The 24,283-nt window shown below is 70.5% G+C and carries 20 protein-coding genes; 15 read left to right on the top strand and 5 right to left on the bottom strand.

Going from position 1 to position 24,283, the window contains the following annotated elements; all coding sequences use genetic code 11:
- Positions 1-5: 5 nt before the first annotated feature.
- The gene (locus CKW28_RS02660) at positions 6-926 is read right to left on the bottom strand and encodes an ABC transporter substrate-binding protein (RefSeq protein WP_003926606.1); all 921 of its coding nucleotides are present in this window, start codon (positions 924-926) and stop codon (positions 6-8) included.
- Positions 927-1,051: 125 nt separating this feature from the next.
- On the opposite strand from CKW28_RS02660, the gene CKW28_RS02655 reads away from it, so the two are divergent.
- The gene (locus tag CKW28_RS02655; RefSeq protein WP_003926607.1) at positions 1,052-2,377 is read left to right on the top strand and encodes an MFS transporter; all 1,326 of its coding nucleotides are present in this window, start codon (positions 1,052-1,054) and stop codon (positions 2,375-2,377) included.
- Positions 2,378-2,449: 72 nt separating this feature from the next.
- Here CKW28_RS02655 and groL read toward each other — a convergent pair whose 3' ends face one another.
- Positions 2,450-4,075 carry a chaperonin GroEL gene (groL, locus tag CKW28_RS02650; RefSeq protein WP_003926608.1) on the bottom strand — a complete coding sequence of 542 codons (1,626 nt, stop codon included), beginning with the start codon at positions 4,073-4,075 and terminating at the stop codon, positions 2,450-2,452.
- 469 nt (positions 4,076-4,544) lie between these two features.
- Between groL and CKW28_RS02645 the strand changes: the two genes are divergently transcribed.
- On the top strand, positions 4,545-6,371 hold the full coding sequence (locus CKW28_RS02645; protein WP_003926609.1) for an HNH endonuclease signature motif containing protein: 1,827 nt from the start codon (positions 4,545-4,547) through the stop codon (positions 6,369-6,371).
- Between the two features lie 107 nt (positions 6,372-6,478).
- A complete protein-coding gene (locus tag CKW28_RS02640; protein WP_003926610.1) occupies positions 6,479-8,176 on the top strand; it encodes a DEAD/DEAH box helicase in 1,698 nt (565 codons plus the stop codon).
- On the opposite strand, the gene CKW28_RS02635 is transcribed toward CKW28_RS02640, so the two are convergent.
- Genes CKW28_RS02635 through CKW28_RS02625 form a run of 3 tightly spaced genes read right to left on the bottom strand, consistent with a single transcriptional unit; the run spans position 8,173 to position 11,000 of the window.
- Positions 8,173-8,988 carry an HAD-IIA family hydrolase gene (locus tag CKW28_RS02635; protein WP_003926611.1) on the bottom strand — a complete coding sequence of 272 codons (816 nt, stop codon included), beginning with the start codon at positions 8,986-8,988 and terminating at the stop codon, positions 8,173-8,175. The genes CKW28_RS02640 and CKW28_RS02635 overlap by 4 nt on opposite strands.
- Before the next feature lie 45 nt (positions 8,989-9,033).
- Positions 9,034-10,521, bottom strand: a complete 1,488-nt coding sequence (locus CKW28_RS02630) for a PH domain-containing protein (RefSeq protein WP_003926612.1) — start codon at positions 10,519-10,521, stop codon at positions 9,034-9,036.
- On the bottom strand, positions 10,518-11,000 hold the full coding sequence (locus tag CKW28_RS02625) for a PH domain-containing protein (protein ID WP_040547741.1): 483 nt from the start codon (positions 10,998-11,000) through the stop codon (positions 10,518-10,520). The genes CKW28_RS02630 and CKW28_RS02625 overlap by 4 nt, the downstream gene beginning before the upstream one ends.
- A gap of 107 nt (positions 11,001-11,107) precedes the next feature.
- Here CKW28_RS02625 and CKW28_RS02620 point away from each other — a divergent pair, with 107 nt between their 5' ends.
- The 12 genes from CKW28_RS02620 to CKW28_RS02565 all read left to right on the top strand — a co-directional run bounded on the left by CKW28_RS02620 (position 11,108) and on the right by CKW28_RS02565 (position 24,280).
- On the top strand, positions 11,108-12,025 hold the full coding sequence (locus tag CKW28_RS02620) for an SDR family NAD(P)-dependent oxidoreductase (protein ID WP_040547253.1): 918 nt from the start codon (positions 11,108-11,110) through the stop codon (positions 12,023-12,025).
- Positions 12,026-12,031: 6 nt separating this feature from the next.
- Positions 12,032-13,231 (top strand): molybdopterin molybdotransferase MoeA, encoded by a 1,200-nt coding sequence (moeA, locus tag CKW28_RS02615; RefSeq protein WP_040547255.1) that lies wholly within the window; start codon positions 12,032-12,034, stop codon positions 13,229-13,231.
- A gap of 53 nt (positions 13,232-13,284) precedes the next feature.
- Positions 13,285-14,010: a phosphatidylserine decarboxylase gene (locus CKW28_RS02610; protein WP_081475538.1), complete on the top strand. Its 726-nt coding sequence runs from the start codon at positions 13,285-13,287 to the stop codon at positions 14,008-14,010.
- On the top strand, positions 14,007-14,867 hold the full coding sequence (pssA, locus tag CKW28_RS02605) for a CDP-diacylglycerol--serine O-phosphatidyltransferase (RefSeq protein ID WP_003926617.1): 861 nt from the start codon (positions 14,007-14,009) through the stop codon (positions 14,865-14,867). The genes CKW28_RS02610 and pssA overlap by 4 nt, the downstream gene beginning before the upstream one ends.
- Positions 14,864-17,119: an AAA family ATPase gene (locus CKW28_RS02600; protein ID WP_003926618.1), complete on the top strand. Its 2,256-nt coding sequence runs from the start codon at positions 14,864-14,866 to the stop codon at positions 17,117-17,119. The genes pssA and CKW28_RS02600 overlap by 4 nt, the downstream gene beginning before the upstream one ends.
- Before the next feature lie 221 nt (positions 17,120-17,340).
- Entirely contained in the window at positions 17,341-20,244 is a 2,904-nt protein-coding gene (locus tag CKW28_RS02595) for a Na+/H+ antiporter subunit A (RefSeq protein WP_003926619.1), read from the top strand.
- On the top strand, positions 20,241-20,711 hold the full coding sequence (locus tag CKW28_RS02590; protein ID WP_003926620.1) for a Na(+)/H(+) antiporter subunit C: 471 nt from the start codon (positions 20,241-20,243) through the stop codon (positions 20,709-20,711). The genes CKW28_RS02595 and CKW28_RS02590 overlap by 4 nt, the downstream gene beginning before the upstream one ends.
- 31 nt (positions 20,712-20,742) lie before the next feature.
- Positions 20,743-22,341 carry a Na+/H+ antiporter subunit D gene (locus CKW28_RS02585; protein WP_003926621.1) on the top strand — a complete coding sequence of 533 codons (1,599 nt, stop codon included), beginning with the start codon at positions 20,743-20,745 and terminating at the stop codon, positions 22,339-22,341.
- Positions 22,338-22,898: a Na+/H+ antiporter subunit E gene (locus CKW28_RS02580; protein WP_040547257.1), complete on the top strand. Its 561-nt coding sequence runs from the start codon at positions 22,338-22,340 to the stop codon at positions 22,896-22,898. Before CKW28_RS02585 ends, CKW28_RS02580 begins: the two co-directional genes overlap by 4 nt.
- The gene (locus CKW28_RS02575) at positions 22,895-23,179 is read left to right on the top strand and encodes a monovalent cation/H+ antiporter complex subunit F (protein ID WP_003926623.1); all 285 of its coding nucleotides are present in this window, start codon (positions 22,895-22,897) and stop codon (positions 23,177-23,179) included. The genes CKW28_RS02580 and CKW28_RS02575 overlap by 4 nt, the downstream gene beginning before the upstream one ends.
- Complete coding sequence (mnhG, locus tag CKW28_RS02570) at positions 23,176-23,535, top strand: monovalent cation/H(+) antiporter subunit G (RefSeq protein WP_003926624.1); 360 nt, start codon at positions 23,176-23,178, stop codon at positions 23,533-23,535. Before CKW28_RS02575 ends, mnhG begins: the two co-directional genes overlap by 4 nt.
- A complete protein-coding gene (locus tag CKW28_RS02565; protein ID WP_003926625.1) occupies positions 23,522-24,280 on the top strand; it encodes an SAM-dependent methyltransferase in 759 nt (252 codons plus the stop codon). The genes mnhG and CKW28_RS02565 overlap by 14 nt, the downstream gene beginning before the upstream one ends.
- Positions 24,281-24,283 lie beyond the last annotated feature (3 nt).

The raw sequence follows: 24,283 nt of genomic DNA, 5'->3' as shown, positions 1-24,283 counted from the left end.
GGCGGTCAGTTCTGCGCCGGGACAGCCTCGACCTCGGTCAGCACACTGCCGATCTGCTCGACCATGTCCACCACCCGGGGACCCCAGCGGCTGGCGATGTCGGCGTCGAGCTCGTAGATGCGTCCTTCCCGCACGGCGGCCACCTCGGCCCATCCGGCCCGGTTCGCCACCGACGCCGCGGTCACCCCGCAGCACTGCACATCGGCCAGGAAGATCAGATCCGGGTTCGCGGTGACGATGAACTCCTCGGACAGCTGCGGATAGGCGTCCGCCGCCACCCCGTCGCCGACCTCGTCGGCGATGTTGCGCAGGCCGAACAGACCGTAGACCTCCCCGATGAACGACGAGCCGGCGGCGCTGAACAACGTCGGATCCAGTTCGTGGTAGTAGGTCAGGTCGGTCGCCGGGGTGTTGTCGACGACGTCGGCGATCCGCTCGCGCATCTGCGCGACCAGTTCCGCGGCGTCGCCGATGCGTCCGGTCGCGGCGCCGATCTGCTCGATCTGGGCGTAGGCCTCGTCCAGCGTGGACGGCGCGGGCTGGGACAGCAGTTCGATGCCGGCGGCCTCGAGTCCGGACACCAGCTCGTCGGGGGCGTCGGCGGTGATCACCAGGTCGGGCTCGTAGCCGATGATCGCCTCGACGTTGGGGGTGTATCCGGACAGATCGTCCTGGGTCGGCACCTCGGGCGGAAAGTTGGACTGCCCGTCGACCGCGATCACCTGCTCACCGGCGCCGATGGCCCACAGCGTCTCGGTGGCCGACGGGCTCAGCGAGATGATGCGTTGCGGGCTGCCGGCGGCTCCGGAGTCGGAATCCGGGGAGGATCCGCACGCCGTCGCCACCGCGAGCGGCAGCAGCGCGATCAGCAACAACGCCAACCGGCGCAGGGTGTTCACCGAGTCCTGTCCTTCCTGCTGAAACATTCGAAGCTGCGCGCGACGGCACCTGTCGCGCCCAGGCATCGGAGCCTATCCCAGCGGCCGGCGGGTTCGAATCACGGCGCGTGCAACCGTATGCCCATCCGCCCGGTTCGGCGTTACTGAATGCCGTGACTCTCCTCGACGCACCGGTGGCGCCCCACCACGACGACGACTCCGCGGTCACTCCGCAGGCCCGCACGGCGTTGTGGGCCAGCCTCGTCGGCACCACCATCGAGTGGTACGACTTCTTCCTCTACGCGACCGCCGCCGGCCTGGTCTTCAACCACGCGTTCTTCCCGGACCAGTCCACGTTCGTCGGGACCATGTTGTCGTTCGCGACGTTCGCGGTGGGTTTCGTGGTCCGGCCGATCGGCGGCGTGGTGTTCGGCCATGTCGGGGACCGGATCGGGCGGAAGAGGACGCTGGCGCTGACCATGGTGCTGATGGGCGGCGCGACCGCGCTGATGGGGGTGCTGCCCACTGCCGCCCAGATCGGCGCGCTCGCCCCGATCCTGTTGCTGCTGTTGAGAATTGTGCAGGGCTTCGCGCTCGGCGGGGAGTGGGCCGGAGCGGTGCTGCTCGCGGTCGAACACGGTCCGCCGCGGCGACGGGGGTTGTGCGGCAGCATTCCGCAGATCGGTCTGGCGTTGGGGCTGGCGCTGGGTACCGGGGTGTTCGCGCTGCTGCAGATCGCCCTTCCCGATGACGCGTTCCTGACCTACGGTTGGCGGATCGCGTTCCTGCTCAGCATCGTGTTGGTGGTCTTCGGTGTCGTGGTCCGGTTGCGCGCCACCGAGACTCCCGCTTTCCAGCGGGTCCGCGACACCGGCGACCGGGCCGCCGTGCCGCTGCGTGACGTGTTCCGTCCGCCGGTGCTGCGCTCGACGCTGCTCGGGTTGCTGTCCCGCTGGGGCGAGGGCGCGGCGTTCAACACCTGGGGCGTGTTCGCCATCGCCTACGCCACCACCACACTGGGGCTGGCGAAAGTGCCGGTGCTGGTTGCCGTCACCGCCGCCGCACTGCTGATGGCGGTGCTGCTGCCGGTGTCGGGTGTGCTCACCGATCGGTTCGGCGCCAAGCGGATCTACACCATCGGCATCACCGCCTACGCGCTCGCGGTGTTCCCGGTGTTCGCGCTGTTCGGCACCGGCGAGATCGTCTTCTACACGCTGGGCATGCTGCTGGTGTTCGGGGTGATCCACGCGTTGTTCTACGGCGCGCAGGGCACGTTGTACGCCTCGCTGTTCCCGGCCCGGATCCGCTACACCGGGCTGTCGACGGTGTATCAGCTCTCCGGGATCTTCGCCTCCGGGGTGACGCCGATGATCCTGACCGCCCTGATCGCCGCCGCCGGCGGAGCGCCGTGGCTGGCCTGCGGCTACCTGGTGGCGACCGCGCTGATCAGCGTCGTGGCCACGACGGCGTTGCGTCCGGCTCCCCTGCACCGGCTCTAGCACCGGCTCCGGTGCGGACACGAAAAAGCCCGGCCTGCGGACAGGCCGGGCTTTTCCGATTGACGGACTGACTCAGAAGTCCATGCCACCCATACCGCCGGTCGGGTCGCCCGCGGGAGCGGCCGCCTTCTCCGGCTTGTCGGCCACGACGGCCTCGGTGGTCAGGAACAGCGCCGCGATCGACGCCGCGTTCTGCAGCGCCGAGCGGGTCACCTTCACCGGGTCGGCGACACCGGCGGCGAGCAGGTCCTCGTACTCGCCGGTCGCGGCGTTGAGGCCCTTACCGGCTTCGAGGTTGCGCACCTTCTCGGCGACCACACCGGGCTCCAGGCCCGAGTTGGCGGCGATCTGCTTCAGCGGGGCCTCCAGCGCGACACGCACGATGTTCACACCGGTGGCCTCGTCGCCCTCGAGCTTGAGCTCGTCGAGCACCGGGGCGGCCTGCAGCAGGGACACACCGCCACCGGCGACGATGCCCTCCTCCACGGCGGCCTTGGCGTTGCGCACCGCGTCCTCGATGCGGTGCTTGCGCTCCTTGAGCTCCACCTCGGTGGCGGCTCCGGCCTTGATCACCGCGACGCCGCCGGCCAGCTTGGCCAGCCGCTCCTGCAGCTTCTCGCGGTCGTAGTCGGAGTCGCTGTTCTCGATCTCCTGGCGGATCTGGGCGACCCGGCCGGCGATGGCGTCCGGGTCACCGGCGCCCTCGACGATGGTGGTCTCGTCCTTGGTGACGACGACCTTGCGGGCCTGGCCGAGCAGCGAGATGTCGGCGGTCTCCAGCGACAGGCCGACCTCTTCGCTGATCACCTGGCCGCCGGTCAGGATCGCCATGTCCTGCAGCATCGCCTTGCGGCGGTCACCGAAGCCCGGGGCCTTGACGGCGACCGACTTGAAGGTGCCGCGGATCTTGTTGACGACCAGGGTCGACAGCGCCTCGCCTTCGACGTCCTCGGCGATGATCAGCAGCGGCTTGCCGGACTGGATGACCTTCTCCAGCAGCGGCAGCAGATCCTTGACGGTCGAGACCTTCGAGCTGACCAGCAGGATGTAGGGATCCTCCAGAACGGCTTCCTGCCGCTCCGCGTCGGTCACGAAGTACCCCGAGATGTAGCCCTTGTCGAAGCGCATACCCTCGGTGAGCTCGAGCTGCAGACCGAAGGTCTGCGACTCCTCGACGGTGATGACACCCTCGTTGCCGACCTTGTCCATCGCCTCGGCGATCAGCTCACCGATCTGCTGGTCGCCGGCCGAGATCGCGGCGGTGTTGGCGATCTGCTCCTTGGTCTCGACCTCCTTGGCCGACTTGAGCAGGGTCTCGGTGACCTTCTCGACAGCGGCTTCGATGCCGCGCTTCAGAGCGAGCGGGTTGGCCCCGGCCGCGACGTTGCGCAAACCTTCCTTCACCAGCGCCTGAGCCAGGACGGTGGCGGTGGTGGTGCCGTCGCCGGCGACGTCGTCGGTCTTCTTGGCGACTTCCTTGACCAGCTCAGCGCCGATCTTCTCGTAGGGGTCCTCCAGCTCGATCTCCTTGGCGATGGACACGCCGTCGTTGGTGATCGTGGGAGCACCCCACTTCTTCTCCAGAACGACGTTGCGACCCTTGGGCCCCAACGTCACCTTTACCGCGTCGGCGAGGGCGTTGAGCCCCCGCTCGAGGCCGCGCCGGGCCTCTTCGTCATACGCAATTTGCTTGGCCATTGCGAAGTGTTCCTCCGACTAGGGGATGCACGTCTCTCGGCCGGGTGCAGTGCCCGCGACGGACGGCTCGGGTGTGCTCCGCAATGCGGCCCGGTGCCTCACCGTCCCGACCTAGCACTCGCCGTTCGCGAGTGCCAACTGCATTCTTAGCACTCGCCCATGCCGAGTGCAAGGTCGCCGCCGGGGGCTGCGCTTATGGCCGACGCCGCCATTGTCGCTGCTTGAGCATTCCTTGCGTATGGCCCTCCACACGGCCGTCCCCGCGACGCGGCCGCGGCGCCGGGCGTCGCTGCGGCCGCCGGCGAATCGGTGCAGGTCTGACGGCACGGCCGGGGTTGGCATGACCGGGTCGGCAAACCACTCAACGCGGTGCGTACCATCGGCGCCCACGCGTGCGGACGAAACGCGTGCGGTCGGTGGACACCCGTTTCGCAGCGCCTTGTCGGTGGGGCACATTAGTATCGAACACATGTTTGAAGCAGTTGATCGACATGACCTCGCCGCGGCCGACACCGCCGCCCTGGTCGCGACGATCACTGCTGCTGCCCGCGCCGAGGCCGCCGCGGCGGAAACCAGGCTGGCGGCGATAGCCGAGCTGCTGGACCGGAATCTCGCCGCCGCCGATCCCCTTGCCGTGTTCGACGGGTTCGCCGCCACCGCGGCCGAGGTCGGCGCCGCGCTGGGAATCAGCGCGCGTCGTGCCGGCGCACAGATCCACCTGGCCAAGGCGTTGCGCCAACGGCTCCCCGGGGTTGCCGAACTCCTGCGTTCGGGCGCCATCTCCGAACGGATCGCCTCGGTGATCTGCTGGCGCACCTACCTGGTGGCGCCCGAGGCGGCCGCCGCCGTCGACGCGGCGCTGGTGGCCGCCGCCGAAGCGGCCGGGGTGCGCGGCGGCTGGGGCCGCCTGTCGGATGCCGCTCTGGAGCAGGCCATCGACTCCGCGATCGCCGCTCACGACCCCGACGCCACCCGCAAGGTGCATCAGACCGCCAAGCGCCGTGACATCCAGTTCGGCAAACCCGACGACCGGACCGGCACCACCAGCCTCTACGGCAGCATGCACTCGGCGGATGCAGCCCTGCTCGACCGCACCATCGACGAATTGGTGTCGACGGTGTGCCCGGAAGACCCACGCACGGTCGGTGAACGCCGCTCGGATGCGATGAACGTGCTGACCAACCGGGGCGATCACCTGCCGTGCCGCTGCAACCGGCCCGAATGCCGCCAACGCGTCGGCGACGCCGAGGTGGTCGACCGCACGCGGGCGTCATCGGTGGTCATCCACGTGCTGGCCGACCAGGATGCCATCGAAGCCGCCGTCCACGAGGCCGCGACCCAGCCCAGCATCGGCACCCCGTGGCTCGACGCACAGCAGCCGCCGACGTGGATCTTCACCCCGCAGGCCGACTGGACCCACACCTACACCCCCGAGCAGATCTCCGAGATGATCGCCGCCGCCAACCCGCATCGCCCCGGGGGCCGGACGAGACACACCCGAAACAAGCCCCACACGGCGCCCTGCCGTCCCGGACCGGACAAAGCGGCCGCCACCACTGCGCCATCCACACCGCCACCCACAAAGCCACCCACACCGTCACCCACACCGCCGCCGCCGAAACCGGGCGGGAAGGCGGTAGTGCTGGGCGGGCCCTTCGTGCCCGGACCGCTGCTGGCCGAACTGGTACGCACCGGAGCCAAGATCACCGCCCTCGAATCCCCGCCGGCCGACATCGAACCCCGGTACCGGCCGTCGGCGACCCTGGCCCGGTTCGTTCGGGCCCGGGACATGACCTGCTGCTTCCCTGGCTGCAACGCCCCCGCGGAACGCTGCGACATCGACCACCGCATTCCCTGGCCGAACGGGCCCACCCACGCCGGCAACACCGGCTGCTTCTGCCGCACCCACCATCTGGCGAAGACCTTCGCCGGCTGGCAGGTCGCCCAGGCCGCGGACGGCACCCTGACCTGGACCAGCCCGCACGGAGCCCGCTACCGCCACGTCCCGGGCGCCCACCTGATCTTCCCGGAATGGAACACCGCCACCCCGGTCCCGCAGACCCCGGCGACCACGCCCGACGGGCCCGAATCCCCGGCCCGTGGGCTGGGCATGCCCCGGCGCCGACGCACCCGCGCCGACGACGAAGCCGGCCGCATCAAAGCCGAACGCGAGGCCAACCGGCTCGCCAACCTCGCTGCCGATGCGAAGTTGGCGGAAGTTCTCGGCCCACTCTCCGGGGCCGCCACCACCCGCGCGCCGATACCACCACCAGGAGACGACCCGCCCCCGTTCTGAGCGGTGGGCCGAGCGGTGTGCGCGACACCCCGTCCGACACGCCACGCGAGATGCATCCGCGGAACGCCTTGGCCTAAACTGCATTCCGGTCAGAAAGGAGGGCTCGGGTGCGGGCTGAAGCGGCGCCCAGCACCCGGGCATTGCGGGGCTGGCAGCGTAAGGCGCTGGTCAAGTATCTGACCGCCAAACCTCGCGACTTCCTGGCGGTCGCCACCCCCGGTGCGGGTAAGACGACGTTCGCCCTGCGGATCGCCGCGGAGCTGCTGAGCGACCGCACCGTGGACACGGTCACCGTGGTGGTGCCGACAGAGCACCTCAAGTTCCAGTGGGCCGCCGCGGCGGAGAGCCACGGCATCGCGCTGGACCCCCGGTTCAGCAACTCCGACGCGCAGACGTCGTCGGAATACCACGGGGTCGTCATCACCTATGCCCAGGTGGCCAGTCACCCCACCCGGCACCGGGTGCGCACCGAGAACCGCAGGACGCTGGTGATCTTCGACGAGATCCACCACGGCGGGGACAACAAGAGCTGGGGCGAGGCGATGCTGGAGGCGTTCAGCGACGCCACCCGACGGCTGGCGCTGACCGGCACCCCGTTCCGCAGCGACGACAGCCCGATCCCGTTCGTCACCTACGAGCCCGACGAGAACGGGTTCCTGCGCTCCCGCGCCGACTACGTCTACGGCTATGCCGACGCGCTGGCCGACGGCGTGGTCCGCCCGGTGGTGTTCCTGGCCTATTCCGGAGAGGCGCGCTGGCGCGACAGCGCCGGTGAGGAGTACTCCGCACGGCTGGGCGAACCACTGAGCGCCGAGCAGACCGCCCGCGCCTGGCGCACCGCGCTCAACCCGGCCGGCGACTGGATGCCGGCGGTGATCGCGGCCGCCGACAAGCGGTTGCAGCAGAAGCGCCGGCATGTGCCCGACGCCGGCGGCATGATCATCGCCTCCGACCAGACCAGCGCCCGCGCCTACGCGAAACTGCTGCACCAGATCACCGGTGAGCAGCCGACCGTGGTGCTCTCCGACGATCCGGGCGCCTCGGACCGCATCAGCGAGTACTCCGCGGGAACCAGCCGCTGGCTGGTGGCGGTGCGGATGGTCTCGGAGGGTGTCGACGTGCCGCGGCTGTCGGTCGGGGTGTACGCCACCAGCGCGTCGACGCCGTTGTTCTTCGCCCAGGTGATCGGCCGGTTCGTCCGGTCCCGCCGGCCCGGTGAGACCGCCAGCATCTTCCTGCCGTCGGTGCCCAACCTGCTGCTGCTGGCCAGCGAGTTGGAGGCGCAGCGCAACCATGTGCTGGGCAAACCGCACCGGGAGTCCGACGGGCTGGACGACGATCTGCTCCGGGATGCCGCCCGGACCAAGGACGAGAAGACCGAGCTGGACAACGGCTACGAGGCGCTGGGCGCCGAGGCCGAGCTGGATCAGCTGATCTTCGACGGGGCCTCGTTCGGCACCGCCACCCCGGCGGGCAGTGAGGAGGAGGCCGACTACCTCGGCATCCCCGGGTTGCTGGACGCCGAGCAGATGCGTGAGCTGCTGCGGCGCCGGCAGGAGGAGCAGCTCACCAAACGCACCGCCAACGGGCCGCCGGCCCCGGCCCGCGACGCGTCCACCCACAGTCGGCTGCGGGAGCTGCGCCGCGAGCTCAACACGCTGGTGTCGATCGCCCACCACCGCACCGGTAAGCCACACGGTTGGATCCACAACGAGCTGCGCCGCATCTGCGGCGGCCCGCCGGTGGCCGCGGCGACCACCGAACAGCTGCAGGCCCGCATCGAGGCGGTCCGAAAACTGACCTAGAGGCCGAGCAGTCCGGGCAGGTCGGCCACCGAGTCGATGACGTGGTTGGGCTGCATCGCGAATTCGTCTGCGGCCCAACGGTCGAGGGTTTCCTGCCGGAACTTCCCGGTGCGCACCAGCACCCCCGTCATCCCGACCACCTGAGCGGCGAGCACGTCGTTGTGCAGATCGTCGCCGATCATGTACATCTCCTCCGGGTCCACGCCGAGCCGGTGGGCGGCGGCGAGGAAGCCCTCGGGCGCCGGCTTCCCGACCGCGGTGGCCTTGCGGCCAGAGGCCTCCTCCATGCCGATCAGGTACATGCCGGTGTCGATCCGCAGTCCGTCGGTGGTGGTCCATGCCGTGCTGCGGTGCATCGCGACCACCGGAACGCCCTGCGACATCCAGTCGTAGACCCAGCTGAGCGTCAGGTGGGTGAACTCCGGCCCGGCGCCGCCGAGCAGCACCACGTCGGGGGTCTCCGGCGCTCTGGGCCCGTCGAAGTCGGTGGAGTACACCAGGTCCAGCCCGGGCATGTCCTCGGCGATGCGTCCGCTGTTGACCAGGAAGCACCGCGCCCCCGGGTACTGCTCACGCACGTACTCGGCGGTCAGCGCCGCCGCGGTGATCACCTCGTCGGCGGTCACCGGCATCCCGGCGCCGGTGAGCAGTTCGGCGATCTGCGCGCGGGTCCGGGTGGTGGTGTTGGTCAGGTAGGACCGCGCGATCTGATGATCGGCCAACGTGCGCAACGTTTCCGCGGCACCGGGTATCGGCCGCCAGGATGTCACCAGCACCCCGTCGATGTCGAACAGCACGCCACCGATCGCCATGGTGCGACAGTAAACCGCAATGACCGGTTCGCAAGCCGAACCGCGTCAACGGCGCGCCCAGGTGGTCTCGCCCACCCATGGTGTCGCCGCCCCGGCGATCGCCCACGCCCACTCCACCGGCACGTCGAGCACCTCGTAGCGTTTGGCGCCGGCGGCGGTCGCCGCGATCAGCGTCGCCACCCCGGCCCGGCGCTGGAAGAACGTCTGCCGCACGGTCCAGCCGATGATGCCCTCCGCATCCAGACAGTCCCGGCGGCGTTCGATGCTGCCGGCCCGGGCCACCAGCCAGCCGTCCACCACCCGGTGGCCGAGCGAGCGGACCCGGTCGACGGCCAGTGCCACACAACCGGCCGTCAGCGCCACCCAGGCCACCCACACCCAGCCCGGCAGCAGCCCCTGCGCCGCCCCGGCCAGGAGCGCGGCCAGTGTCACCACCGGCAACGCCAGCGCCCGGAACCACCGCCGCCGGGCCGCCGCCGGGCCGTGCCCGTACAGCGGCCCGGTCACCGCCTCCGGTCGCTCGACCAGATCGGCCAGCACCGACCGGGCGGTCGATGCCGGGCACGGCGGCAGCAGCAGCGACGCCTCCCCCGCCCCGCCCACACCGGTCATCACCGCGTCCAGCCGGGCGCCGCCGAACAGCCGGACCAGCAACGGTTCCCGCAATGTGCCGCCGCGCAGCCGGCGCATGTCAAAGGTGTTCTCCCGCAACCTGAGCAGACCGTGCTGCAGATGAAGCACATCAAAGTCACGGCGCAGCACCAGGTTTCCGTAGGTCAGCAACGACCGGAGCACAGACAACAACACCGAGGCCACCAGCACCACGACCGCCACCAGCACCACGGTCACGGCCGCCCCCAGCCGCTGCGCGATGTCGAGTCCGGACTCGGCCAACTCCGAATCCTGCAGCACCTCGGGGTCGATCCCCAACTGGGACACCACCCCGACGGCGGCCAGGATCATCGCCAGCCCGGTGAAGCTCAGCGCGCTGTACCACAACCAGGACGGCTGCCAGCGCGCCAGGATCCGCCCGGTGGGCGCCGCCTGCTCCGGCTGCCCGGGAGCGGTCAGCGATTCGGCCAGCAGGATCGCCCGCAACCGGGGCACCTCGGTGGCGGGGACCGCGTCGAGTTCGAATTCGGTGTCACCGGTGGCCGCCTGCCCGGTGCTGACCCGCAGCACGGTGAGCCCCAGCATCCGGTGCAGCAGTCGGGCCTCGGTGGACACCGAGCGAATCCGGTTGCGCGGCACCGCCAGTACCGTCCTGCGCAGCAGCCCGGTGCGCAGCTGCACCTCCTCGGTGTCGATGCGGTAGGTGGTGGTGAACCACCGGGCGACACCGACGCCGACGGTGCCCACCAGCGCCACGATCAGCCACACCGGGTTCCCGGTGGCCGACCCCACGATCAGCGTCCCCACCAGCAGCGGCACCTGCCGCAGCACCTCGTGGATCGGATGCACCAACAGCATCCGCGGGCTGAGCCGGTGCCACACCTGATCGGCCCGGGTGGGGCCGGTCACGGGCTCGGTCATGTGGCGTCCTCGGAACCGATGGCGGCGACGTCGGTCAGATACGCGACGATCCGGTCGGCGACGTCGGCGTCCAGCGCGACGATGCGCACCGCCCCGGCCGATGACGCGGTGGTCACCGTGACGTTGGACAGCCCGAACAACTGGTCCAGCGGCCCGCGGTAGGTGTCGACGGTCTGGACCCGTGAGATCGGCGCGATCCGCCGTTCCTGGGTCACCCAACCGGTGCGGGTGTACACCGCCCGCTCGTCGATGTCCCACCGGTGCACCCGGTACCGCCACAACGGTGCGACCACCACGAACGCCAGCACCCCGAACACTGTCGCGACCGCCGCCAGCGCGTGCAGCCACGGCATCCGGCCGTCGGCCACCCACCACACCAGCTGGCCGACGATGATCATCGACCACGGGACGGCCGCACCCAGCGCCCACACCGCGGGCGCCTTGCGGCTCGGCGGATTCGCCGGGTCGTGCAGGGTCAGCAGTGTCCCCGACGCGGGTCGTGACGGGGGTCCGGATGAGGGCCCGGGAGACGGCCCAGCCGCATTGTCCATGGTTCGAGCATGCCCAAGTGACTAGTGTTTGCACCATGACGGGTAAGTGGACCGCGCGCGATGTGCCCGATCAGACCGGCCGGACGGCGGTGATCACCGGCGCGAACACCGGGCTGGGCTTCGAGACCGCCAAGGTGCTCGCCGAGAAGGGCGCGCATGTGGTGCTGGCCGTCCGCGACCCCGACAAGGGCAGGCGGGCCGCCGACCGGATCACCGCCGCCGCCCCGCACGCCGACGTCACGGTGCGGCAGTTGGACCTGACCTCGCTGGACAACATCCGCCGGGCCGCCGACGACCTGCGGGCCGGGTATCCGCGGATCGATCTGCTGATCAACAACGCCGGGGTGATGTACCCGCCGAGGCAGACCACCCGCGACGGCTTCGAGTTGCAGTTCGGCACCAACCATCTGGGTCACTTCGCGTTGACCGGCCAACTGCTCGACAACATCCTCCCGGTCGACGGGTCGCGCGTGGTGACCGTCGCGAGCATCGCCCACCGCAACATGGCCGACATCCACTTCGACGATCTGCAGTGGGAGCGCGGCTACCACCGGGTCGCGGCGTACGGACAGTCCAAACTGGCCAACCTGATGTTCGCCTACGAGCTGCAGCGCCGGCTCAGCGCGAAGAACGCACCGACGATCTCCGTGGCCGCGCACCCCGGGGTGTCCAACACCGAACTGACGCGGTACATCCCCGGCGCCCGGCTGCCCGGGGTGTCGCTGCTGGCCGGCTTGCTGACCAACAGCCCGGCGGTCGGCGCGCTGGCCACGCTGCGCGCCGCCACCGATCCGGAGGTGAAGGGCGGGCAGTACTACGGTCCGGACGGTTTCCAGGAGATCCGCGGGCACCCGGTGCTGGTCGGATCGAGTGCGAAGTCACGTGACGAGGACATTCAACGCCGGCTGTGGACCGTGTCCGAGGAGCTGACCGGCGTCACCTTTCCGGTCTAGGGAGTCATGCGATCTGTTGCTGAGCATCGGCGGGTCGTCGCCGATCTGATCACCACCCGTCCACCGAGCATCGTGCCGCTGGACGATGCGCTCGGCCTGGTGCTGGCCGACGACGTCACCGCGCCGCTGTCGCTGCCCGGCTTCGACAACTCGGCGATGGACGGGTACGCCGTCCTCGCCGAGGATGTGGCCGGCGCGAGCCCGCAGAATCCGGTGCACCTGCCGGTGGCCGAGGACATCCCGGCCGGCCGCACCGACCGGCTGGTGCTGAAACCCGGTACCGCACACCGGATCATGACCGGCGCCCCGCTGCCCGCCCGGGCCACCGCGGTGGTGCCGGTGGAGGCCACCGACGGCGGTACCGACACCGTCGTCATCCGGGCGGCCGTGGAACCCGGCAAGCACATCCGGCGGGCCGGCGAGGACGTCACCGCCGGCACCACCGTGCTGCGGGCCGGTCAGGTGGTCACCCCGCCGATGCTCGGACTGGCCGCCGCGCTGGGGCTGAGCACCCTGCCGGTGGTGCCGCGGCCACGGGTGCTGGTGATGTCGACCGGATCGGAACTGGTCGCGGCCGGCACCCCGCTGCGCCCGGGCCAGATCTACGAATCCAATGCGGTGATGCTCGCCGCCGCCATCCGCGACGCCGGCGGACACGTGGTGGCCACCCCGATGACCGGGGACGATGTGCACACCTTCCATTCCGCGCTGGACCGGCACACCGCCGACGCCGACCTGATCATCACCACCGGAGGGGTCAGTGCCGGCGCCTATGAGGTGGTCAAGGACTCCCTCGGGGACGATGTGGAGTTCGTGAAGGTCGCGATGCAGCCGGGGATGCCGCAGGGCGCCGGCCGGCTGTCCGGCATCCCGATCATCACGCTGCCGGGCAACCCGGTCAGCGCCCTGGTGTCCTTCGAGGTGTTCGTCCGCGAACCGCTGCGCGCCGCGATGCGGCTGCCGCACCCGCGACGGCCCCGCCTGACCGCGGTGCTGGCGGAGGATCTGACGTCGCCGGGGGGCAAACGGCAGTTCCGCCGCGGCCGGTACGACGCCGAGGCCGGCACGGTCACCAGCTACGGACCACCGGCATCCCACCATCTGCGCTGGCTGGCCTCGGCGAACTGCCTGCTGGAGATCGACGAGGACACCACCCGGATCGCCGCCGGAACCGAGGTCACCATCTGGGATCTGTCCGGCTGCTGAACGGCCGCCGACGGTCGGACCGGCGTCGGTGGCCCGGACGTAGAATCCGATCGATGGCCAGACCCCCGCGACCCTCGGTCGACTCTGACAGCCCTGCGAGCAGCGAACTCTCCCGGCTCGTCGACCTGGTCAGAAGCACTGTTCCCCCGATGCATCCGGCCGGCCTACCGTTCGTCGCAGGCGGGCTCGGCCTAGCCGCCGCGGGTCGGCGCCGCAGGTGGCTGCGGACCGCCGGGCTCACCGCCGCCGGCGCCTGCGCGCTGTTCTTCCGGCACCCGCCCCGCACCCCACCGAGCCGGCCCGGCGTGGTCGTCGCCCCGGCCGACGGGCGGATCACCCTGATCGACCGGGTGACGCCGCCGGAGGAGCTGGGCATGCCGGCCGCCCCGATGACCCGGATCAGCATCTTCCTGTCGCTGTTCGACGTGCACGTGCAACGGGCCCCGATCGGCGGCGAGGTCGTCGCGGTGGTGCACCGGCCGGGGGAGTTCGGATCGGCCGACCGCGGGCGCGCCAGCACCGACAACGAACGCAACAGCATGTGGATCCGCACCCCCGACGGGGTCGACATCGCGGTGGTCCAGATCGCCGGCCTGCTGGCCCGCCGCATCGTCTGCGACGCCACCGCCGGTGACAAGCTGACCGTCGGGCAGACCTACGGGCTGATCCGGTTCGGGTCCCGGCTCGACACCTACGTCCCCGAAGGAGCCACCGTGCTCGTCGAATCCGATCAGCGCGCCGTCGGCGGCGAGACCGTTCTGGCCGAGTTGCCCCGATGAAGCCGCGCCTCAAACGACCGCCCGGGCTGAAGCTGGTGCTGCCCAGCGGGATGACGGTGGCCGCCATCTGCCTGGCGCTGACCTCGGTGAAATTCGCCCACGACGGCAGCATCACCCCGGCGCTGGCGCTGCTGGCCGTGGCGGCGATCCTCGACGCGCTGGACGGCCGCATCGCCCGGATGCTCAACGCCACCTCGAAGATGGGCGAGGAGATCGACTCGCTGGCCGACGCGGTGAACTTCGGTGTGGCGCCGGCGTTCATCGTGTACTGGACGCTGTTGCCGGATTCGCAGGTCGGCTGGATCGTGGTGCTGCTGTATGCGGTGTGCATCGTGCTGCGGTTGGCCCGGTTCAACGCGCTGCTCGACGTCGATCAGCCCGAGTACGCCAAGGAGTTCTTCACCGGGATGCCCGCCCCCGCCGGGGCGATCGGCGCGATCGGACCGCTGGCGGCCAAGATGCAGTTCGGCGACGGCTGGTGGACGTCGGAGTGGGCGGTGTCGGTCTGGATGGTCGGTGTCTCGCTGCTGGTGATCAGCGCCATCCCGATGCGCAAGATCCACACCTTCGCGGTGCCGGCGAACATGGTGGCGCCGTTGCTGGCCCTGCTGGCGATCGGGGTGGCCGCGGCGATCCAGTACGGCTACATCGTGATCATGGTGATCATCGTGGCCTACGTGCTGCACATCCCGTTCGCGGTGCGCAGCAAGCGCTGGCTGGCCGCGCATCCGGAGGCGTGGAGCGAGCAGCCGCGGGAGCGGCGCGCGGCACGCCGGGCGATCCGGCGGGCCCGGCGGCCGCATCCGCACCGGCGGTCGATGGCCCGGCTCGGTCTGCGCAAGCCGCCGAGGTCGTGACCGTGACGACAGACGTCCCGGAGCCGGAGCTGAACCAGCTGCGGTTGACCGCGCGGTTGAACACCTCCGCGCTGGACTCCCGGCGCGGTGTGGTGCGGCTGCATCCCGAGGCGATCGCGGCGCTCGGTCTGCGCGAGTGGGATGCGGTGTCGCTCACCGGCTCCCGCACCACGGCCGCGGTGGTCGGGCACGCACCGCCGGGCACCCCGGTCGGCACCGCCCTGCTCGACGATGTGACCCTGTCCAACGCCGGGCTGGTGGAGGACGCCCCGGTACTGGTCGCCCCGGTGACGGTCTACGGGGCCCGTTCGGTCACCGTCGCCGGGTCCCGGCTGGCCAGCGGGTCGATCTCACCGGCGACGCTGCGCCAGGCGCTGTTGGGCAAGGTGATGACGGTGGGCGACACCGTCTCGCTGCTGCCCCGCGACCTCGGCCCCGGCACCTCCACCTCGGCGGCGACCACGGCGCTGGCGGCGTCGGTCGGCATCACCTGGACGTCGGAACTGCTGACCGTCACCGCGGTCGACCCGCCCGGGCCGGTCAGCGTGCAACCCAATTCCGTGGTCGCCTGGGCCGACAGCACCGGCACCCACGGCACCGGGACCCACGGCACCGGGACCCACGGCACCGGCACGGCCGCTCCCGCCCGGCCACCCGGCCCCGGACGGGCCCGGCCGGACTTCACCGTCGAGGACCTCAAGGGCGCGCAGAGTCAGGCCGAACGGCTCACCGAATGGCTCAAACTCGCCCTGGACGAGCCGGAACTCCTGGAGACGCTCGGCGCCACACCGCATCTGGGCGTGCTGGTGTCCGGGCCGCACGGGGTCGGCAAGGCCACCCTGGTGCGGGTGGTGTGCGCGCACCGGCGGCTGGTCGAACTGGACGGCCCGGAGATCGGCGCACTGCCGGCCGAGGAACGGTTGCGCCGGGTCTCCGAGACGGTCGCCACGGTCCGCGACGGCGGCGGGGTGCTGCTGATCACCGATGTCGACGCGCTGCTGCCGCAGTCCGCCGACCGGCCGGCCGAACCGGTCGCCACCGCGATCCTCGCCGAACTGCGCGATGCGGTGGCGACCCGGGGGGTGGCGTTCATCGCCACCTCGGCGGTGCCGGACGCGGTGGACACCCGGCTGCGCGCCCCCGAGGTGTGCGACCGGGAACTCGGCCTGCCCCTGCCGGACGCCGCGATCCGGGAACAGCAGCTGGCGGTGCTGCTGCGGAACGTGCCCAGCGAGGATCTCCGGCTCTCCGAGATCGCGGACCGCACACCGGGTTTCGTGATCGCCGATCTGCAGGCGCTGATCCGGGAGGCCGCGTTGCGGGCCGCCGCGCGGGCCAGCGCCACCGGCGCGGCCCCGGTGTTGCGGCAGCAGGATCTGCTCGGCGCGCTGAGCGTCATCCGGCCGCTGTCCCGTTCGGCCACCGAGGAGGTCGCGGTCGGCTCGGTCACGTTCGACGACGTCGGCGACATGGCCGAGACCAAGCAGGCGCTCACCGAGGCGGTGTTGTGGCCGCTGCAGCATCCGGACACGTTCGCCCGGCTCGGGGTGCAGCCGCCGCGCGGGGTGCTGCTGTACGGCCCGCCCGGCTGCGGGAAGACGTTCGTGGTGCGCGCACTGGCCAGCACCGGCCGGCTGTCGGTGCACGCGGTCAAGGGTGCCGAGCTGATGGACAAGTGGGTCGGCTCCAGCGAGAAGGCGGTGCGGGAACTGTTCCAGCGGGCCCGGGCCTCGGCCCCGTCGCTGGTGTTCCTCGACGAGATCGACGCGCTGGCGCCGCGGCGCGGGCAGAGCGTCGACTCCGGGGTGACCGACCGGGTGGTGGCGTCGCTGCTGACCGAACTGGACGGCATCGAACCGCTGCGCGATGTGGTGGTCCTCGGCGCCACCAACCGCCCGGATCTGATCGATCCGGCGCTGCTGCGCCCGGGCCGGCTGGAGCGGCTGGTGTTCGTCGAGCCGCCGGACGCCGCGGCCCGCCGCGAGATTCTGGCCACCGCCGGCAAATCGATTCCGTTGGCCACCGAGGGACCGGACGCGGTCGACCTGGACGCGTTGGCCGCCGAACTGGACGGCTACAGCGCCGCGGACTGTGTGGCGCTGCTGCGGGAGGCCGCACTGACCGCGATGCGGCGCTCGATCGATGCCGCCGACGTCACGGCCGCCGACGTCGCCCGCGCCCGGGAGACGGTGCGGCCGTCGCTGGACCCGGCGCAGGTGCAGGCGCTGCGGGCCTTCGCCGCCGGCCGGTGATCCCGGTCACGACGGACGCCCCGGAAAGCCTTTGTGGCGTGCGGTTATGCCGGTCGGACACGGTTATGCGAACCGACCGCAAACGGCGCCCCGTAAACTGAACCCCGGTCCGCAGCCCGTCCGGCTGCTCCCGGACGCTCTTCAAACCAGAAGGGCTGACACCCCGACCGCCGCTTCGTCGCCGCGGAGCGCATCGCCGACCCTGACGAGATCGGAGTGCCATGCTCGCCATCCTGATCGCGCATGCGATCGCGACCGCGCTGGCACCGCTGCTCGTCTACCGCTGGGACCGCAAGGCCTTCTACCCGCTCGCCCTGGTGCCGCTGGGGTCGTTGGTGTGGGTGGCGCTGAACTGGCCGCGCGACGGTCATGTCCCGACCACCGACATCGAGTGGGTGCCCGAGTTGGCGATGGACGTCAACCTGCGCTTCGACTCGCTGGCCGCGGTGATGAGCGTGCTGGTGCTGGCCATCGGCGCGCTGGTGCTGTTCTACTGCGGCGACTACTTCCACCACCACGACGGCCGCCGGGAGAAACGGCTGCCGTCGTTCGCCGCCGAGCTGGTGGCGTTCTCCGGCGCGATGTTCGGGCTGGTCGTCAGCGACAACATGCTGGTGCTCTACGTGTTCTGGGAGATCACCACCGTGCTGTCATTCCTGCTGGTGGGGCATTACGCGGAGCGTGCGACGAGCCGGCGGGCGGCGACGCAGGCGTTGCTGGTCACCACGTTCGGCGGGCTCGCCATGCTGGCCGGCATCGTGGTGCTGGGCAACCTCGCCGGCACCTACCTGCTCTCGGAGCTGATCGCCGCCCCGCCCACCGGGGTGGCGGCCACGGTCGCGGTGGTGCTGGTCCTGGTCGGTGCGCTGAGCAAATCGGCGATCGTGCCGCTGCACTTCTGGCTGCCGGGCGCGATGGCGGCGCCCAGCCCGGTCAGCGCCTATCTGCACGCCGCCGCGATGGTCAAGGCCGGCGTGTATCTGGTCGCCCGGATGACGCCCGGGTTCGCCGACTTCTCGGTGTGGCGGCCGATGGCGATCGTCCTGGGCCTGGCCACCCTGCTGCTGGCGGGCTGGCGGGCGATCCGCGAATACGACCTGAAGTTGATCCTGGCGTTCGGCACCGTCAGTCAGCTCGGCCTGATCACCGTGCTGGTCAGCGCCGGGAGCGGGGATCTGATGCTGGCCGGGCTGGCCATGCTGGTCGCCCATGCGATGTTCAAGGCCGCCCTGTTCATGGTCGTCGGCATCATCGACCACACCACCGGCACCCGCGACATCCGCCGGCTGGCCTGGCTGGGGAACCGCAACAAGCCGCTGTTGGTGATCGCGGTCGCCGCGGCGGCGAGCATGGGCGCGATCCCGCCGTTCTTCGGCTTCGTGGCCAAGGAAGCGGTGTTCGAGACCATGCTGCACTCCGAGCAATTGGGTCCGTCCGGGCCGTGGGTGCTGGCCGGGCTGGTGCTCGGCAGCGTGTTCACCACCATCTACAGCCTGCGGTTCGTCGTCGGCGCGTTCGGGCGCAAGGGCCTGCCCGGCCCGAGCCGCCGGGTGGAGGAACAGCACCGCACCCCGGTGACGTTCCTGCTGGCCCCGGGCGTGCTGGCCGCGGCGGCGCTGGTGTTCGGGGTGTGGCCGTCGCCGGTGGACGCGGCGTTGCACAGCTACGCCGAGACCGTCCCGAACGGGGTGCTGCTGGGGCACTACCAGCTGGCGTTGTGGCACGGGTTCGGTCCGCCGCTGCTGCTCTCCGCGGTGGTCATCGGGCTCGGCGTCACCGTCTACTTCCTGCGGGAGGTGCTGCGCCGTCGGGCCCGGTTGCCGATGGAGGTGCTCGGCAACGCCGACATCGTCTACGACAAGGTGATGCGCGGGCTGGATCTGCTGGCCGTGCGCACCACCGCGATCACCCAGCGCGGGTCGATCCCGGCCACCCAGTCGGTCATCCTCTCCGTCCTGGTGCTGGTGCCGGTGGTGGTGCTGGCCGTCGGGGCGCGCGACCGGCCGGGATTCGAACTGTGGGACACCCCGCTGCACACCGTGGTCGCGGCGGCTGCGCTGGCCGCGGCGGCCGGCACCACGGTGATGCGCAACCGGTTGGCCGCGGCGCTGCTGGTGGGTGTCACCGGTTACAGCTGCGGTGCGATCTTCGCCTTCCACGGCGCCCCCGACCTGGCATTGACCCAGTTCCTGGTGGAGACCGTCACACTGGTGATCTTCGTGCTGGTGCTGCGGTCGCTGCCGCCGGAGACCGATCAGGCGCAGATCAGCCGGTTCCGTTGGCCCCGGGCGGTTCTGGCGCTGTCGGTCGGTTTCTCCCTCACCACACTGGCGGTGTTCGCGCTGGCCGCCCGGGACGGCATGGCGGTCGCCGCACTGCTGCCCGACGCGGCGTACCACCTCGGCCACGGCGCCAACACCGTCAACGTCATCCTGGTCGACATCCGGGCCTGGGACACCATGGGCGAGATCATGGTGCTGGTGGTCGCGGCCACCGGGGTCGCGTCGATGGTGTTCCGGCACCGGCGCTTCGGATCACCACCGCGGGTGTCGGATGCCGGTCAGCCCGACATCGGCCGGATCGCCCAGTTCGTCGACATCAGCCCCGCCGTGGGGGACATCACCTGGCTGCGCGGCAGCGAGTTCCGCGATCCGCAACACCGGTCGCTGGTGCTGGAGGTGGCGACCCGGATCATCTTCCCGCTGATGATGGTGCTGTCGGCGTACTTCTTCTTCGCCGGCCACAACTCGCCCGGCGGCGGGTTCGCCGGCGGGCTCACCGCCGGACTCGCGGTGGTGCTGCGCTACATCGCCGGCGGGCGCTACGAGCTCGGTGAGACCATCCCGCTGGACGCCGGGAAGGTGCTGGGCGCCGGGCTGACCCTGGCGGCCGGCACCGCCGCCACCTCACTGCTGCTGGGCGCGCCTGCGCTGTCGTCGGCGCTGATCGAGCTGACGCTGCCGGTGCTGGGCCAGGTCACGTTCATGACGACGTTGTTCTTCGATCTGGGGGTGTATCTCATCGTGGTCGGTCTGGTGCTCGACGTGCTGCGCAGTCTGGGCGCCCGGTTGGATGTGGAGTTGGCCGGTCCCGCACCCGCGAGGGCGGTGGCGAAGCCGCGATGACCTCGTTCCTGACCCAGCTCATCCTGATCGGCGGGCTCACCAGCGCCGGTGTCTACCTGCTGCTCGAGCGCAGCCTGATCCGCATGCTGTTGGGCATCCTGTTGATCAGCAACGCGGTCAACCTGCTGATCATCACCGCCAGCGGGCCGTCGGGCAATCCGCCGGTGCGCGACCACATCAGCAACAGTTCGGAGAACAATGCCGACCCGCTGGCCCAGGCGATGATCCTGACCGCGATCGTCATCACGATGGGGGTGGCGGCCTTCGTGCTCGCGCTGGCGTACCGGTCCTACCGGTTGACCACCGTCGAAGAGGTCAGCGACGACCCCGAGGACACCAGGGTGTCGCGGCTGACCGGCGAGGAGGCCGCCGCACTGGACCGGGACAAGCCACGGTTCGACCCGAAGCGGGACACCGACGAACCCGACGAACTGGACGCGCTGCCCGGTGCGGAGGGTTCCCGATGACGGCCCGGTCCGACGTGAAGGCGGTTGCGGCATGAACCTCGCGGCGACGTTGACGCCGCTGCCGGTGTTGATTCCCACCCTGAGCGCGGCTGCGACGCTGATCGCCGGCCGGCGGGTCCGGTTGCAGCGCATGATCGCGTTGCTCTCGTTGACCGCGATGGTCGCGGTGTGCGCGGTGCTGCTGTATCTCACCGACCGCGACGGCACCGTGGTGGTGCACGTCGGCGGCTGGGGTGAGATCGTCGGGGGCCTGGGCCCCCTGGGCATCACGCTGGTGGTGGACCGACTGGCGGCGATGATGCTCGTGGTGTCGTCGATCGTGCTGCTGGCGGTGGTCCAGTACGCCATCGGACAGGGTGTGCGTGACGGTGACGAACGCCAGCCGGTGTCGATCTTCATCCCGACCTATCTGGTGCTGTCCGCCGGTGTGTGCATGGCGTTCGTGGCGGGCGACCTGTTCAACCTGTTCGTCGGGTTCGAGGTGCTGCTCACCGCGAGCTTCGTGCTGCTGACCATCGGCGCCAGTGAGGAACGGGTGCGCGCCGGCACCTACTACGTCATGGTGTCGATGGTGTCGTCGCTGATCTTCCTGGCCGGCATCGGCCTGGTGTACGCGGCCACCGGGACGCTCAACATGGCCGAGCTCGCGGTGCGCCTGGACGACATCGCACCGGGCACGCGCACCGCGTTGTTCGCCGTGCTGCTGATCGCGTTCGGCATCAAGGCGGCGGTGTTCCCGCTGTCGTCGTGGCTGCCCGACTCCTACCCCACCGCTCCCGCCCCGGTCACCGCGGTGTTCGCCGGGTTGCTCACCAAGGTCGGTGTGTACGCGATCATCCGGACCCATTCGCTGCTGTTCCCGGGCGCCGGGCTGGATCCGCTGCTGCTGATCGCGGCCCTGGCCACCATGCTGATCGGCATCCTGGGCGCGATCGCCCAGAGCGACATCAAACGGTTGCTGTCGTTCACGCTGGTCAGCCACATCGGCTACATGGTGTTCGGGATCGCGTTGTCGACCCAGCTCGGAATGTCCGGGGCGATCTACTACGTCGCCCACCACATCGTGGTGCAGACGACTCTGTTCCTCGTCGTCGGCCTCATCGAACGGCAGGCGGGTGCGTCGACGCTGCAGCGGCTCGGCGGGCTGGCCGCCGCGAGCCCGCTGCTGGCGTTCGTGTTCGTGGTGCCCGCGCTGAATCTGGGTGGCATCCCGCCGTTCTCCGGTTTCATCGGCAAGGTCGCGTTGATGGAGGCCGGTGCGGCCGACGGGTCGGTGCTGGCCTGGACGCTGGTCGGGGGCAGCGTGGTGACCAGCCTGTTGACGTTGTACGTGGTGGCGCGGGTCTGGACGAAGGCGTTCTGGCGGTCCCGCGCCGACGCCCCGGAGGGGCACCTGTCGGCGGCGGCCCCGGCGGTGCTGCTCGACGACATCGAGGACATCGAGTTCGCCGAACGCCGCCATGTCGGACGGATGCCGGTCAGCATGCTGGTGCCCACCGGCGGGTTGATCCTCGTCGGTCTGGCGCTGACCATCTTCGCCGGGCCGATCGTCGCCTACAGCGAACGGGCCGCCGAACAGGTGCTCGACCGGGGCCGCTACATCGGCGCGGTGATCGGAGAAGCGCCATGAGAAGCGTGCTGCTGCGGCTGTGGATCCTGTGCTGGCTGACCCTGGTGTGGGTGCTGCTGTGGGGTGATGTCTCGGCCGCGAATGTGATCGCCGGACTGGTACTGGCCCTGGTGATCACCCTGCTGTTGCCGCTGCCCGTGGTGCCGGTCGAGGGGAAACTGCATCCGCTGTCGCTGCTGCGGTTGATCCTGCAGATGGCCTACTGGCTGCTGGTGTCGTCGATTCAGTTGGCGTGGCTGGCGATCCGTCCCGGCCCGCTCCCGGTGAGCGCGGTGCTCGCCGCGCGGTTCAACCTGAAATCGGATCTGGTGCTGGCGCTGGCGGTCAACCTGATCAACCTGACCCCCGGCACCATCGGCATCGAGATCGACCAGAACCGTCGAATCGTCTATGTGCACGTGATCAATGTGGGTTCGGAGCGCGCGTTGCGGAACTTCTACCGGCAGATGAAGCAGTTGGAGCAGCTGTTGATCGCGGCCTTCGAACGCGATGAGGACTGGCGGCCGGCGCCGGAGAAGGAGATCTCGAACCAGCGGGGAGCGGAGGCGGAGGCATGAGCACCGTATTCACTCTCTGCGCGTTCATGCTCGGCGGCGCCGTGGTGATCACCATGTTCCGCATGCTGGCGGGTCCCACCACACTGGACCGGCTGGTCGCGCTGGACACCCTGGTCGCCGTCACCATGTGCGGTATCGGGGTGTGGGCGGCCTACAGTCTGGACACCACGGTGACCTACAGCCTGACCGCGCTGGCGCTGATCAGCTTCGTCGGTTCGATCAGCATCGCCCGCTTCCGGGTGCCCGACGTCCAGCCCGATCCGGAGCGGGAGCGGCCATGAGCATCGCCGACATCGTGGTCGCCGTCCTGCTGCTGGCCGGGTCGGCGCTGGCGTTCACGGCCGCCGTCGGCATCGTGCGCTTCCCGGACACCCTGGCCCGGATGCATTCCTCGACCAAACCGCAGACACTGGGGCTGCTGCTGGTCATGGCCGGTGCGGCGGTCCAGCTGCGCGGCAACGCCGACGTCGGGATGCTGGTGCTGGCCGGGATGTTCGCGGTGATCACCGCACCGGTGATCGCCAACCGGGTGGGCCAGCTGGCCTACCGCGAGCAGGACGTCGAGAATCAGCTGGTGCGCGACGAAATGCATGAATTCGTCACGCGCGGGGAACTCGACGCACGTGGTGAGGACTGAGGACGGCTGGTTCCCGGAGAGCGCGGCAAGCAGCGCACTGCGCGCCGCCCAGGTCCGCACCATCGAATCCGGCTGCGCCTGCCCGCTGTTCACCGACCCGTACGCGCAGCTGCTGTTCGACGCCGCGGTCGCCGGTGGCTGGCCGCGCCCTGACCCACCGGTGGCCGACCGGGACACCGCCGTCGCCGCGTACCTGGCGTCGCGCACCCGATGGTTCGACGAGTTCCTCATGACGGCCGGGGCCAACGGGCTGGATCAGATCGTGATCCTGGCGCCGGGACTGGATGCCCGCGCCTGGCGGCTGCCGTGGATCGACGGCACCACGGTCTACGAGGTCGACCACCCCGACGTGCTCCGGCTCAAGATCGACACCCTGCGGCGTTGCGGCGCCGAACCCGCCACCCGTTGTGTCGGGGTGTCCGTGGACCGGCAGGCGGGTTGGCCGGACGCCCTGCGGCGCAACGGCTTCGATCCGGCCAAGGCGACGGCGTGGGCGGTCGAACGGCTCGCGGGTGAGCGCACCGCGGTGTTCGCCGACATCGGGGAACTCAGCGCGCCGGGCAGTCGGCTGGCGGTCGAGATGTCCGACGGCGACACCGCGATCATCGAGCATCTGACCGAATCCGGTTGGGAGATCACCCGACTGCCCGCGAGCAGACTGCTGGACCGATACGACCGGTGCTGTTCGGACGGGTCACCGGACGCCGCCGGGCGTGCGCTGTTCGTCGAGGGCCTGGCGTCCTGAGCG

The organism is Mycolicibacterium thermoresistibile (assembly GCF_900187065.1).
Taxonomy (GTDB): domain Bacteria; phylum Actinomycetota; class Actinomycetes; order Mycobacteriales; family Mycobacteriaceae; genus Mycobacterium; species Mycobacterium thermoresistibile.
Note: the sequence above shows the minus strand (reverse complement) of the source record. Positions and strands in the feature narration are given on the sequence as shown.